The sequence below is a fragment of the Amycolatopsis sp. NPDC004079 genome (assembly GCF_040610415.1).
Lineage (GTDB): Bacteria > Actinomycetota > Actinomycetes > Mycobacteriales > Pseudonocardiaceae > Amycolatopsis > Amycolatopsis halotolerans.
In genome coordinates this window covers 1-12,157 of record NZ_JBEXMH010000127.1, presented here as the reverse complement: position 1 = coordinate 12,157, position 12,157 = coordinate 1, and the positions used below count along the sequence as shown (strand labels likewise).

Sequence of the window (12,157 nt, the reverse complement as noted above, 5' to 3'; positions counted from 1 at the left end):
AGCCAGAGGGCATCTGCGCGTCCAGACACGACCTACAACACCACAAACACCGGTGGATCCAGGTCAGATTCCCTCAAGGAGCCCTTCACGGACCTACCGCTGGTGCACCAGGATTCGCGCGCCGTCGCCGGGCACGAGCGTGATGTGGCGGGTCTTCACTCGCTCCGGCCGCGGGCTGGGCGCGCTGACCCGGTACCGCGTGAACAGTTCCCGCAGCACGATCGTGGCCTCCAGCAACGAGAATCCCGCTCCGAGACAGCGCCGCGCGCCGCCGCCGAACGGGAACCAGCTGCCCGAGGGCGGGCCGCTGCCGAGGAATCGCGTCGGATCGAACGTCTCCGGCGACGGATGGTGCGCCGGGTCCGCGTGAATCAGCGAAATCGAGGGCAGCACCATGTGCCCGGCCGGAACCGTGTACGGGCCGACCTGCACGTCCTTCGTGAGCTTCCGCGACACCTCGGAGATGATCGGTCGCAGCCGCATCGCTTCCTTGGCCACCGCTTCCAGGTACTTCTCGTCGCCCTCGTCAGCGGCGCGGGCGGTCTCGGCGGCGGTCGCCGGATCCCGGGCAAGCTCGTGCAACGCCCAGGCGAGCGCGGTCGCGGTGGTCTCGTGTCCGGCCAGCAGCAACGTGATCAGCTGGTCGCGCAGTTCGAGGTCGCTGAGCTGATCCTCGCCGGGCACAGCCAGTAAGCGGGACAGCACGTCGGTCCGCTCGGCCAGATCCGGTGCCGCCCGACGCTCGGCGATCTCCGCGTACAACAGCTGGTCGACCCGCTGCTGCCGCTCGAGATTCCGCCGCCACGGCCCGAACTTCTGCAACGCCGGGCTGTGCCAGCCGAAAAGATCCAGCGCGCTGATGTCGATGACCTGCTCCAGCGCCACCCGCAGTTCCGCCAGCCGCGGCCCGTCCGTCACCCCGAAAACGACCCGCAGAATCACTTCCAGCGTCAGCGCCCGCATCCGGTCGTGCACCCGGAACGCTCGGCCCTGGGGCCACCGCTCCAGCTCCGCGACCGTCAGCTCGGTGACCATGTCGCGATACCCGCGCATCGCGGCCCCGTTGAACGCGGGCATCAGCAGTTTCCGCGCCCGGCGGTGCTCCTCCTCGTCGGTGAGCAGCACCGAATGCGCGCCCAGCATGGGTTTGAGGACCATGTTCCCTTCGCCGGCGTGGAACGTGTCGACCGGACCGGCGAAGATTTCGCGGACCAGGTCGAGATCCCCGACCAGCACCACCGATCGCTCCGGGTACAGCCGAAGCCGCACGACGTTTCCGTAGCGGCGTCGCAGCAGCGGCAGCAGGGAGTTGCGGAAAGCGCCGAAAAGGACGGTTTGGACCGCCATCGGCAGCCGGGGACCAGGAGGGAGAGCGGAACGGGCGCGGATCGGCGTGCGCAGAGCCATGCTTTGTTCGTACTCGCGCCGGACCGCGCTGTCCACCAGACTTGACCCTCACGCGGCGTGAGGCGTGATCGTGGGTTCTCGCAAGGGCCGTTCGGCCGAAGAAACAGGGGGAGAGCGATGGGCTACCGGGTGGGCGAGGTGGCGGCGCTGGCTGGCGTCACCGTGCGCGCGCTGCACCACTACGACGAGATCGGGCTGTTGTCGCCGAGCGGGCGGACCGCGTCCGGCTACCGGCGCTACGACGACGCCGATCTCGACCGGCTGCAGCGGATCCTGCTCTACCGGGAGCTCGGCTTTCCCCTGGAGACGATCGCGTCCGTGCTCGCGGAGCCGGGAACCGACGCCGACCACCACCTGAAACGGCAGCGCGAGCTGCTGGTGGCGCAAGGGGACCGGATCGCGCACATGGTCGCGGCCGTCGACCGATTGCTGGAGGCGAGAGCCATGGGCAACGCGTTGACGCCCGAGGAGAAGTTCGAAGTGTTCGGCGGGTTCCGGGAGCCGGAAGGCTACGCGGAGGACGCCGTCCGGCGCTGGGGCGACTGCCCGGAGTGGAAGCAGACGCAGCTGCCGGAGACCAAGGAGGAGTGGGCCGAGGCGGAGCGGCAGCGGAAGGACTGGGTGCGCCGCCTGGTCGCGCTGGTCGACGACGGCGTGGCGGCGGACAGCCCGGCGGCGGGCGAGCTCGCCGAGGAGCACCGGGCGATGCTGTCCGCGGTGATGGGGGAGTGCGGGTACGCGATGCAGCAGCGGATCGCGGACCTGTACGCGGACGAGCCCGCGCAGCTGGCGTTCCTCGTCCGGGAGGACGAGCAGCGGCCCGGCATCGGGGCGTACGTGCGCGACGCCGTCCGGGCGAACGCCGCCCGGCAGCGGGCCTGACCTTTGAGGTGGGAGAGGCAGATCGGTTGTCTCTCCCACCTCGTGGGAAAGCGGACGGACGTCACGCTTACAGTCGGAGGTATGCAGACTTGGTCCTCCGTCGCCGTGCCCCGGCTGCCCGGCACGCCCCGCCCCCTCCGGCTCCACGACACCGCGACCGGGCAGGTCCGTCCGACCGCGCCCGGGGCCGCCGCCCGGATGTACGTCTGCGGCATCACCCCCTACGACGCCACCCACCTCGGCCACGCCGCCACCTACCTCGCGTTCGACCTGGTCAACCGGGTGTGGCGGGACAACGGGCACGAGGTGCACTACGTCCAGAACGTCACCGACATCGACGAGCCGCTGCTGGAGCGCGCGGCACGCGATTCGGACGACTGGATCGTGCTCGGCATGCGGGAAACGGCCCTGTTCCGCGAGGACATGGAGGCGCTGCGGGTGCTGCCGCCGCGCCAGTTCGTCGGCGCGGTCGAGGCGATCCCGGAGATCGTCGAGGTGATCGCGAAGCTGCTCGCCGACGGCAGCGCCTACCGCGCGGACGACGCCGAGTTCCCGGACGTCTACTTCGACCACGACGCGACCGGCCGGTTCGGCTACGAGTCGAACTACGACGCCGAGACCATGGCGAAGTTCTTCGCCGAACGCGGCGGCGACCCGGACCGTCCCGGCAAGCGGCACCCGCTGGACGCCCTGCTGTGGCGCGTTGCGCGCGAAGGCGAGCCGTCGTGGGAGTCAGAGCTGGGCGCCGGACGGCCTGGCTGGCACATCGAATGCAGCGCGATCGCGGTGAACCGCCTCGGGCTCGGCTTCGACGTGCAGGGCGGCGGTTCCGACCTGATCTTCCCGCACCACGAGTACAGCGCGGCGCACGCCGAGGCGGTCGCCGCCGATCACCCGTTCGCCCGGCACTACGTGCACGCCGGGATGATCGGGCTCGACGGCGAGAAGATGTCGAAGTCGCGCGGCAACCTGGTCTTCGTGTCGCGGCTGCGCGCCGACGGCATCGACCCGGCGGCGATCCGGCTCGCGCTGTTCGCCGGGCACTACCGCGAGGACCGGGCGTGGACCGATCAGCTGCTGGTCGACGCGCAGGAGCGGCTGGCCCGCTGGCGCGAAGCGGTCGCGCTGCCGGCCGGACCCGACGCGGGGGACACCGTGGCGCGGCTGCGCGACCACCTCTCCGACGACCTGAACACGCCGAAGGCGCTCACCGCGATCGACGCCTGGGTCGCCTCGGCGCTGCGCCGCGACGGCACCGACCAGGCCGCGCCGGGCCTGGTCAAGGAAGCCGTGGACGCCTTGCTGGGCATCGTTCTCTGAGCTTGTGACAGCGGGCAGTGGCCGGAACTCGATCCGGCCACTGCCCGCTGACTTAACTGTATAACGACCTATACATCCTGGCGTTGGCCATCCGCGAGCGCCAGGTGGTCGCCTTCCCAACGGCGGCGCAACCACCGATCATGCGAGGCGAGGACGACGGCGCCCGGCGCGCTGTCGAGCGCTTCGGACAGTTCCTCGGCAAGGCTGAGCGACAGGTGGTTGGTCGGCTCGTCCAGCAACAGCACGTCCGGCGGCTCCGCGAGCAGCACCGCCAGCGCCAACCGGCGGCGCTGACCCACCGAAAGCTCGCCGACCGGACGGTCGTGTTCCCTCGGCGGCAGCAACCCGAGCGTGGACAGCGACGGAGCCGCCTCGCCGGCCGCGGCGCGGTACACCTCCTGCGCGGTCCGCTTCGGCAGGGCGAACGTGACGTCCTGCTCCAGCAATCCCACGCGCACGCCGGGTCCGAAGTGGACAGTCCCGGCCGCCGGAGCCAGCTGACCGGCCAGCACGGACAACAGGGTGGATTTGCCCGCCCCGTTGCCGCCGGTGACGAGGAGCCGCGCGCTGCGGTCCACGTCCAGCTCGTCCAGCTGCACCCGGCCCGGAACAGCGATGCCGCGCAGCGACACCGCCGGGCCTTCGCCGCTGGTGTCCGCAGTCAGCGAGGCCCGAAACCGCAGTGGCGCGGGCGGTTTGCGGACTTGCTCGCGCTCCAGCGTGTCCAGCTTGAGCTGCGCGTTGCGGACTCGGCGGGAGATCTGCTTCTGCACGCGACCGGTCTTGAAGTCGTAGAGCATCTTCGCGTTGTCCCGCGGCGCACGGTTGTGTGCGACGCGGCGCGCGGTGCCGTGCACGGATTCCCGCAGCTGCTTGAGTTCCTCCTGTTCTTCGGTGAACCGCTGCTCCCATCGCGCGCGTTCGGCCTTTTTCTGGCCGAGGTAGTCGGTGTAGCTGCCGCCGTAGCGCGTCGCGCCGCCGACGCGGCGGTCCGCCGGAACCGGGTCCAGGTCCACGATGTCCGTGCAGACCGCGTCGAGGAACACGCGGTCGTGCGAGGACAGCACGACGACGCCGGTCAGTTCCGCGAGGTGGCGCTCGAGGAACTCCATGGCGTTGTCGTCGAGGTGGTTGGTCGGCTCGTCGAGCAGCAGAATGCGCGGCCGCCGCACCAGCAATGCGGCCAGCCCGAGCCGCGACCGCTGTCCGCCGGAGAGCGTGTGCAGCCGCCGGTCGTGCTTGATGTCGCCGAGCCCGAGACCGGTGAGGACGAGGTCCGCGCGCCGGTCCGCGTCCCACAGGTCGTGCGCCTGCGCCCATTCCAGGACGTGGCCGTACTCGCTGAGCACGTCCGGGTCGTCGGGGCGTTCGGCGAGCACGGCGGCGAGCTTGTCGAGCGTCGCCGCCGCGGTGCGGATCTCGGCGAGCGCCTCGTCGAGGACGTCGGAAACCGTTGCGGTGCCGGCGAACGGCAGCTCCTGGAAGAGGAAGCCGAGGTCGCCGTGCCGCACGACGTCACCGCCGCGCGGGACTTCGAGCCCGGCGAGCAGCCGGAGCAAGGTGGATTTCCCGACCCCGTTCTCGCCGACGAGACCGATCCGCCTCCCGGGCGACGCGACGAGCGAGACGCCGTCGAGGACGGTGCGGGCGCCGTAGCCGAAGACGAGGTCGGAGGCGTGCAGGACAGTAGACATGAGTGATCACCGGGCCTTTGCGGTGGAAGCAAAATCCCCGACGGGCAACGCGCGGCTTCCCGGGAGCAGGGCTCGACCGGGAGCGGCCTCGATGCGGGGAGGGCTCGGTTCAGCTGTCCATGATGGCCGGGAGCCTAACGCGGGACGCCCCCGCTCGCGCAACTGGTTTTCCCGAGCCTCGGCCCGGGGGCTTCGAAACCCCGCTTGACGACGGGACGGCGGACTGCAACTCTGAAAGAGAAGTTTCGAAAGAAACCCTTCAGAGTTTGGACGGACCTCCGATGGCTGAACTGCCCCCGCGCAAGCGGATCGACGACGTCGAGCTGCTGCGCGCGCTCGCGCACCCGCTGCGCTCGGCGCTGGTGCACCACCTGATGGCAGTCGGCCCGTCGACGGCCAGCGAATGCGCGGACGCGGTCGGCTCGACGGCGTCGAACTGCAGCTGGCATCTGCGCAAGCTGGCGGAACACGACCTGGTCGAGCGAGCCGAAGGCGGCGACGGGCGGGAACGGCCGTGGCAGGCCTGCCACGTCGGGCTGGTGCTCGGCCGCCCGGGCGGCGATCCGGCGCTCACCGCGGCGCAGCTCGCGGTCACCGGCACGGAGCTGGCCGAGGAGCAGGAGCTGACTCAGCGGTACCTCGACACGGTCGAGCAGTTGGACGAGGACTGGCGCGAGACCGGCGGATTCTTCTCCTACGGGCTGAACGCGACGCCCGGGGAAGTCAACGCGCTGACCAAGGCGATCGACGACCTGATCCGGCCGTACGTCAGCACCATCCGCAAGGACGCGCCCGCCGACGCCCGCGCGGTCTTCCTCGGGATGCGCGCGTTCCGCCGGATCGGGCACGACGGGAAACCGGCATGAGACGCCTGCTGGCGGCACCGGGATTCGCCCGGCTCTGGGTCTCGGCGTTCTTCGGCGAGACCGCCGAATGGATGCTGCAGGTCGCGCTGCCGGTGTACCTGTTCGTGCGCACCGGTTCGGCGGTCACGACCGCGCTGAGCATCGTCCTCGGGCTGCTGCCGGCGGTGCTGCTGAGCCCGATCGCCGGGGTCGTCGCGGACCGGTGGGACCGCCGGGTCGTGCTGGCCGTGGTGTGCGCCGGGCAGGCGCTCGTGGTGCTGCCGTTGCTGATCGGCGCCGAACTGCCGGTCGCGGCTGTCTACGCGGTGATGGCGGGGCAAGCGGGACTGGCGTCGGTGTTCGAGCCCGCCCGCAGTGCGCTGGTGCCGGAGCTGGTCGGCGTCGAGGACGTCACCTCGGCGAACGGGCTGATGAGTGTGAACGGCAGTGTCGCGCGGCTCGCGGGCGGCTGGGCCGGGGGAGCGCTGCTGGGGTGGGGCGGGCTGGATCGTGTGATCGTCGGCTATCTCGTCGCGCTCGCCGTGGCGGGGATGCTGCTCGCGTTCCCGTTCCGCCGGGCGGCGGTGCGGAAGACCGCGCCGGAGCAGGCGGATTGGCTCGCCGGGGTCCGCGATCTGGCGGGCAAGCGGCTCCGGCCGACGAGCGTGTCGGCGCTGCTGACCTCGCTCGCGCAGGGCATGTTCCTGGTGCTGTTCGTGGTGTTCGTGCTCGACATCCTCCGCGGCAGCGAGGCCGACGCCGGGCTCTTGCGCGGCGTGCAGGCGATCGGCGGGCTGGCCGCCGGGTTCGCGGTGGCGACGCTGGCCCGCCGGGTCGCGCCGGTGCTGCTGCAGGGCTGGGGTCTGGTCACCGCGGGCTTGATGTCGGTGGCGATCTGGAACCTGCCGGGTGCGACGACGGTGCTCGGGGTGTACGTCGGGCTGTTCATGGCCGTCGGCGCGCCCGCCGTGGTCGCTGGTGCCGGGCTGCTGTCGCATGTCCAGGCGGAAACCGGCCCGGACCGCGCGGGACGGGTGCTGAGCACGGTGTACGCGCTGATGGCCGCGGGCACGGCGGCCGGTTCGCTGCTGGCCGGCGCGCTCGTCGCGGTGACCGGTCCGACAGTGCTCCTGAACGTGCAGGCAGGCCTTCACGTGAGCGCCGGGCTGGTCGTTCTGGGGTGGGGGAATGGGCGGTTCCGGCGCTCCCGGGCGCGGAAAGTCGTTACGGTGGACAAGTGCCGTCTCTCTTCGCCACCAGCGACCTCCACGTGACCCACGAGGGCAACGGCCCGATCGTCGACGAGGTCGTGCCCGACGATCCCGGCGACTGGCTGCTCGTCGCCGGCGACGTCGCCGAGTCCGCCAAGGTCATCCGGGGGACGCTCGCGAGGCTGCGCGAGCGGTTCGCGAAGGTCGTGTGGGTCCCGGGCAACCACGAGCTGTGGACCACGCCGAACGACGAGTGCCAGCTGCGCGGCCAGGCGCGGTACGAGTTCCTGGTGGAGCAGTGCCGCGAGATCGACGTGCTCACGCCCGAGGACGAGTTCCCGGTGTGGGACTTCGGACCCGAGCCGCTGACCGTCGCGCCGCTGTTCGTCTTCTACGACTACAGCTGGCGCACCCCGGCGACCGAGGGCAAGACCCGCGAAGAGGCGCTCGCGCACGCCCGCGAAATCGGCGTCGTGTGCACCGACGAGTACTACCTGCACCCGGACCCGTACGAATCGCGCGCGGCCTGGTGCGAGCAACGGCTCAAGGTCAGCCGCGACCGGCTGGACGCGATCCCGGCCGACCGGCGCACGATCCTGATGTCGCACTGGCCGCTGCACCGGCACCCGACGAATCCGTTGTACTACCCCGATTTCGCGCTCTGGTGCGGCACCACGCAGACCGAGGACTGGCACCTGCGCTACCGCGCCGAGCTGGCCGTGTACGGGCATCTGCACATCCCGCGCACGACGTCCGCGGACGGGGTGCGCTTCGAAGAGGTGTCACTCGGCTACCCGCGCGAATGGCGGAAGCGGGCCCGCGGCGCGGTTCCAGTGCGGAAGCTGCTCACCGCCTGAGCACAGCGGGGGACCCGATCGGCGCGCTCGCGTCCCCGCTGTGCTCCGGCGCGGATCAGTCGAACGAGAGGCGGCAGGCCGTAGCCGCTACCTGTGCGGGAACGTAGTCGCGGCGGAGGATCCAGTAGCACTCCTCGAACGAGCCGGCGTCGCACGCGTCGTGCGCGAGCCAGGGCTCGACGTCGTACTCGCCCACCGCATAGTCCATGCAGGCGCCGAAACCATTCGCCGTCACCGGGGAAACCGGTGCCGCCGACGCTGTCGCCGCCGACGCGGTGATCGCGCCCGCCGCGAGCACTGCCGCCGCTAGAGCCTTGCCGAACATTCTCGTACCTCCTGGTCCGCGCGATGTCGCTCGCGCCAGGCCAGTCAACGAGACACGCTCGGCAGGGCACCAGAGCGGCGCGGCGTGCTCAGTCCACGGCGCAGGCGCCGTCATCCCGCCGGGCGGCCCAGGTGACTGTTCGTAGATCGGAAGCTACTGTGCGTTCCCTCTGCTGTGGCGCGCATGGCACTGCTGCCGAGCAAGCCGCTGCCCGCGGGGGTTTGCCGACCGCGAAACGGCGCTGAGGAACGTGAAATGCGACTCGCCGTGGCCCGTGAGGCCTGGGCATTCCGGGCGGTCTTCGACCGCTGCCACGGTGAGTGACGGACAGGCTCGGCTGGGCGAGCGCGGGGGCACTGTCGCCGACGGGGTGCCGGCTGCTCGCCGTCGTACTCGACCGCTTCCTCGCCGCTTCGGCGCGTCGCGGACGGGAAGCCGCCCGCGCGCGGGTCTTCCCGGCGCGGGCACTTCACGAGGCCGACCCGCGGATCAGCGGAGGCCGAAGCCGCCGTCCTGCCCGGGCCGGCGCCGCCGCAGGTACCGCTCGAACTCGGCGGCGATCTTGTCGCCCGAGACCTCCTCCATGGTGAAGTCGGTCTCGGCGTCGCCGCGTTCCTCGAGGCTGCGCACGTACTCGCTGATTTCCTCGTCCTCGTCGGCCATCTCGCTGACCGTCTGCTGCCATTCCTCGGCCTGCTCCGGCAGCGCGCCGAGCGGGATCTCGACGTCGAGGACGTCCTCCAGCTTGTGCAGCAGCGCCAGCGTGGCCTTCGGCGACGGCGGGTGCGAGACGTAGTGCGGCACCGCGGCCCAGATCGACACCGCCGGGATGCCGGCCTGCACGCAGTAGTCCTGCAGGATCCCGACGATCCCGGTCGGGCCCTGGTAGTTGCTCACCTCGAGCCGGTACTTGCTCGCGGTGTCCTTGTCGTAGGCCGTCCCGGTGACCGGGACCGGGCGGGTGTGCGCGGTGTCGGCCAGCAGGGCGCCGAGCGCGACCACCATCGACACGTCCAGCTCCTGGACGTGCTCCACGATCTCCGCGCAGAACTTCCGCCAGCGCATGTTCGGCTCCGGGCCCTGCACCAGCACGAGGTCGCGGTCGAAGCCCTCGGGACGGCACACCGAGAGCCGCGTGGTCGGCCATTCGACCCGGCGGGTGATGCCGTCGACCATCTTCACCGTGGGGCGGCTGACCTGGAAGTCGTAGTAGTCGTCCGGCTCGAGCTCGGCCAGCGGCGTCGCGTCCCACGTGAGCTGGAGGTGTTCGATCGCCTGACTGGCCGCGTCGCCCGCGTCGTTCCAGCCCTCGAAGGCCAAAATCATGATCGGGCGTTGGGCATCGGCGCGGTCCTGCTCCGGGTCGCCGGGCCGCGGGGTGTCGTCGACAGGCTCACTCACCTGACCAGCCTACGGCCTTGGGCACCTACGCTGCGCAGCGTGTCCGCCCCCGCGTGTCACGGAGCGGGTGTGGCCCCGCTCACGGCGGCCCGGGTGGGACGCTGGAGGCGAGCGCGCCCGGCCGGAGCGGCGCACCGGACAAGGAGAAACTGTGACTGCACCGTCCTCTTCGGACGGACTGGCGGCTGTCCTCTGGGACATGGACGGCACCCTCGTCGATTCCGAGAAACTGTGGGATGTCGCGCTGTACGAGGCCGCCGAGGCGCTCGGCGGCACGCTTTCGGAGGAGATCCGGATGACGCTCGTGGGGTCCAACATGGACGCCACCGCCACCGTGCTGCTCGAGCAGACCGGCCGTCCGGTCACCCCGGAAGCGGTCGCGGAAACCGGGGAGTGGATCCGCCGCCGCACCGCCGGGCTGTTCGACGACGCGCTGCCCTGGCGTCCCGGCGCGCGCGAGGCGCTGGCCGCGGTCCGCGCGGCCGGGCTGAAGTCCGCGCTGGTCACCTCCACCGAACGCGCGCTGACCGAACTCGCGCTCGACACGATCGGGCGGGAATTCTTCGACGTCACGGTCTGCGGCGACGAGGTCGACGGCCAGAACAAACCCCTCCCGCGGCCGTACCTGAAGGCCGCCGAACTGCTCGGCGTGCCGCCGTCCCGCTGCGTCGCGGTCGAGGACTCGCCGCCGGGCGCGGAATCGGCCGAAAGCGCAGGCTGCACGGTGCTCGTCGTCCCCAACGACGTGCCCGTCCCGGACGGCCCGCGCCGGGTGTTCCGCACGTCGCTGGCCGGCGTCGGCGTGCCCGAACTGGCGGCGCTGCTGCCCTCGCTGTGACCTCGGCGGCATCCGGGTCACCCGGAACGGCGCGGACGGGCGCGGGATGAAAGGATCCGGCCTCGTGAAGACCTTCGATGAGCTGTTCGCGGAGCTTGCCGAGCGCGCGCGTACCCGTCCCGACGGGTCCGGCACCGTCGCCGCACTGGACGCCGGGGTGCACGCACAGGGCAAGAAGGTGCTCGAAGAGGCGGGCGAGGTGTGGATCGCCGCCGAGCACGAGTCCGACGACCGGCTGTCGGAAGAGATCTCGCAGCTGCTGTACCGGGTGCAGGTGCTCATGCTCGGCCGGGGAATCTCGACCGAGGACGTGTACCGCTACCTGTGACGCGCTCGCGCACCGGATACCGAGGAGAAACCGAAATGCTGCGTGTTGCCGTGCCGAACAAGGGAGCCCTCGCCGCCGCTTCGGCGGAGATGCTTTCCGAGGCGGGCTACCGCAAGCGACATGACGGCAAGGACCTGACCGTCCTCGACCCGGTCAACGAGGTCGAGTTCTTCTTCCTCCGGCCGAAGGACATCGCCATTTACGTCGGTTCCGGCGAACTGGACCTCGGGATCACCGGTCGCGACCTCGCGCTCGATTCGGGGGCGCCGGTGGACGAGGTGCTCGCGCTCGGGTTCGGGGCGTCGACGTTCCGGTACGCCGCGCCCGCGGGGCGGGACTGGAAACCGGCTGACCTGCACGGGAAGCGGTTGGCTACCTCTTATCCGCGGCTGGTTCGGGACGATCTTGCTCGGCACGGGGTTGAGGCTGAGGTTATTCGGCTGGACGGGGCGGTGGAGATCTCGATCCAGCTTGGGGTCGCGGACGCTATTGCCGATGTGGTCGAGTCTGGAAGGTCGTTGCGGCAGCACAACTTGGTGGCGTTCGGGGAGCCGATTTGTTCGTCTGAGGCTGTTTTGTTGCAGCGGGCTGGGAGTGAGGGGTCTCGGGCTAAGTCGCAGTTGGCGGCTCGGTTGCAGGGGGTGGTGTTCGCGCAGCACTACATGATGCTGGATTACGACTGCCCTCGGGAGATTCTTGAGCGGGCTATTTCGATTACGCCTGGGTTGGAGTCGCCTACTGTGGCTCCGTTGGCGGATGAGAAGTGGGTTGCGGTGCGGGCGATGGTGCCTCGTAAGGAAGTTAACCGGATTATGGATGAGTTGGCCGAGACTGGTGCTAAGGCTGTGTTGGCGTCGGACATTCGGTCCTGTCGGTTGTAGGGGTCGCCAGGCTGTGTTTTTGGCGCCGACTTCGTCGTCGCGGGCGGGATCGCTTTTATGCCGGCGTTTGGGGGCTGACCGGCGTGAGGGGCTGACCATGATGCACGTGCCGTTCTACGCCGTGCTCACCTATCTGGTCACCTACGAAACCGACTACCTCGGCCACTC

At 70.5% G+C, this 12,157-nt stretch carries 12 protein-coding genes; 8 read left to right on the top strand and 4 right to left on the bottom strand.

Features of this window, described 5'->3' with window-relative positions:
• Positions 1 to 93: 93 nt before the first annotated feature.
• A complete protein-coding gene (locus ABZX37_RS48295) occupies positions 94 to 1,407 on the bottom strand; it encodes a cytochrome P450 (protein ID WP_354751083.1) in 1,314 nt (437 codons plus the stop codon).
• Between the two features lie 117 nt (positions 1,408 to 1,524).
• Here ABZX37_RS48295 and ABZX37_RS48290 point away from each other — a divergent pair, with 117 nt between their 5' ends.
• A complete protein-coding gene (locus ABZX37_RS48290; protein WP_354751082.1) occupies positions 1,525 to 2,289 on the top strand; it encodes a MerR family transcriptional regulator in 765 nt (254 codons plus the stop codon).
• 81 nt (positions 2,290 to 2,370) lie between these two features.
• Positions 2,371 to 3,609, top strand: a complete 1,239-nt coding sequence (mshC, locus tag ABZX37_RS48285) for a cysteine--1-D-myo-inosityl 2-amino-2-deoxy-alpha-D-glucopyranoside ligase (RefSeq protein WP_354751081.1) — start codon at positions 2,371 to 2,373, stop codon at positions 3,607 to 3,609.
• Positions 3,610 to 3,677: 68 nt separating this feature from the next.
• Here mshC and ABZX37_RS48280 read toward each other — a convergent pair whose 3' ends face one another.
• On the bottom strand, positions 3,678 to 5,303 hold the full coding sequence (locus tag ABZX37_RS48280; RefSeq protein WP_354751080.1) for an ABC-F family ATP-binding cassette domain-containing protein: 1,626 nt from the start codon (positions 5,301 to 5,303) through the stop codon (positions 3,678 to 3,680).
• A 281-nt stretch (positions 5,304 to 5,584) separates the two neighbouring features.
• On the opposite strand from ABZX37_RS48280, the gene ABZX37_RS48275 reads away from it, so the two are divergent.
• The 3 genes from ABZX37_RS48275 to ABZX37_RS48265 are packed head-to-tail and all read left to right on the top strand — an operon-like array spanning position 5,585 to position 8,216.
• Positions 5,585 to 6,169 (top strand): helix-turn-helix domain-containing protein, encoded by a 585-nt coding sequence (locus ABZX37_RS48275; RefSeq protein WP_354751079.1) that lies wholly within the window; start codon positions 5,585 to 5,587, stop codon positions 6,167 to 6,169.
• Positions 6,166 to 7,422, top strand: coding sequence for an MFS transporter (locus tag ABZX37_RS48270; RefSeq protein ID WP_354751078.1), 1,257 nt, complete (start codon positions 6,166 to 6,168; stop codon positions 7,420 to 7,422). The genes ABZX37_RS48275 and ABZX37_RS48270 overlap by 4 nt, the downstream gene beginning before the upstream one ends.
• Positions 7,386 to 8,216 carry a metallophosphoesterase gene (locus tag ABZX37_RS48265; protein WP_354751077.1) on the top strand — a complete coding sequence of 277 codons (831 nt, stop codon included), beginning with the start codon at positions 7,386 to 7,388 and terminating at the stop codon, positions 8,214 to 8,216. The genes ABZX37_RS48270 and ABZX37_RS48265 overlap by 37 nt, the downstream gene beginning before the upstream one ends.
• Before the next feature lie 55 nt (positions 8,217 to 8,271).
• Here the strand turns inward: ABZX37_RS48265 and ABZX37_RS48260 are convergent, their stop codons facing one another.
• Complete coding sequence (locus ABZX37_RS48260) at positions 8,272 to 8,541, bottom strand: hypothetical protein (RefSeq protein WP_354751076.1); 270 nt, start codon at positions 8,539 to 8,541, stop codon at positions 8,272 to 8,274.
• A 489-nt stretch (positions 8,542 to 9,030) separates the two neighbouring features.
• Positions 9,031 to 9,942, bottom strand: a complete 912-nt coding sequence (locus ABZX37_RS48255) for a PAC2 family protein (protein ID WP_354751075.1) — start codon at positions 9,940 to 9,942, stop codon at positions 9,031 to 9,033.
• Positions 9,943 to 10,093: 151 nt separating this feature from the next.
• Between ABZX37_RS48255 and ABZX37_RS48250 the strand changes: the two genes are divergently transcribed.
• From ABZX37_RS48250 to hisG, 3 genes are all read left to right on the top strand, one after another.
• Entirely contained in the window at positions 10,094 to 10,780 is a 687-nt protein-coding gene (locus tag ABZX37_RS48250) for an HAD family phosphatase (protein WP_354751074.1), read from the top strand.
• 64 nt (positions 10,781 to 10,844) lie between these two features.
• On the top strand, positions 10,845 to 11,108 hold the full coding sequence (locus ABZX37_RS48245) for a phosphoribosyl-ATP diphosphatase (RefSeq protein ID WP_027927607.1): 264 nt from the start codon (positions 10,845 to 10,847) through the stop codon (positions 11,106 to 11,108).
• 35 nt (positions 11,109 to 11,143) lie between these two features.
• Positions 11,144 to 11,989, top strand: coding sequence for an ATP phosphoribosyltransferase (hisG, locus tag ABZX37_RS48240; RefSeq protein WP_354751073.1), 846 nt, complete (start codon positions 11,144 to 11,146; stop codon positions 11,987 to 11,989).
• The last annotated feature ends 168 nt before the right edge of the window (positions 11,990 to 12,157 follow it).

Bases quoted from the DNA above. Each gene is read 5' to 3' on its own strand.
- hisG (WP_354751073.1), top strand. From the start codon at position 11,144: ATGCTGCGTGTTGCCGTGCCGAACAAGGGAGCCCTCGCCGCCGCTTCG.
- ABZX37_RS48295 (WP_354751083.1), bottom strand. From the start codon at position 1,407: ATGGCTCTGCGCACGCCGATCCGCGCCCGTTCCGCTCTCCCTCCTGGT.
- ABZX37_RS48275 (WP_354751079.1), top strand. From the start codon at position 5,585: ATGGCTGAACTGCCCCCGCGCAAGCGGATCGACGACGTCGAGCTGCTG.
- ABZX37_RS48260 (WP_354751076.1), bottom strand. From the start codon at position 8,541: ATGTTCGGCAAGGCTCTAGCGGCGGCAGTGCTCGCGGCGGGCGCGATC.
- mshC (WP_354751081.1), top strand. From the start codon at position 2,371: ATGCAGACTTGGTCCTCCGTCGCCGTGCCCCGGCTGCCCGGCACGCCC.
- ABZX37_RS48280 (WP_354751080.1), bottom strand. From the start codon at position 5,303: ATGTCTACTGTCCTGCACGCCTCCGACCTCGTCTTCGGCTACGGCGCC.
- ABZX37_RS48270 (WP_354751078.1), top strand. From the start codon at position 6,166: ATGAGACGCCTGCTGGCGGCACCGGGATTCGCCCGGCTCTGGGTCTCG.
- ABZX37_RS48290 (WP_354751082.1), top strand. From the start codon at position 1,525: ATGGGCTACCGGGTGGGCGAGGTGGCGGCGCTGGCTGGCGTCACCGTG.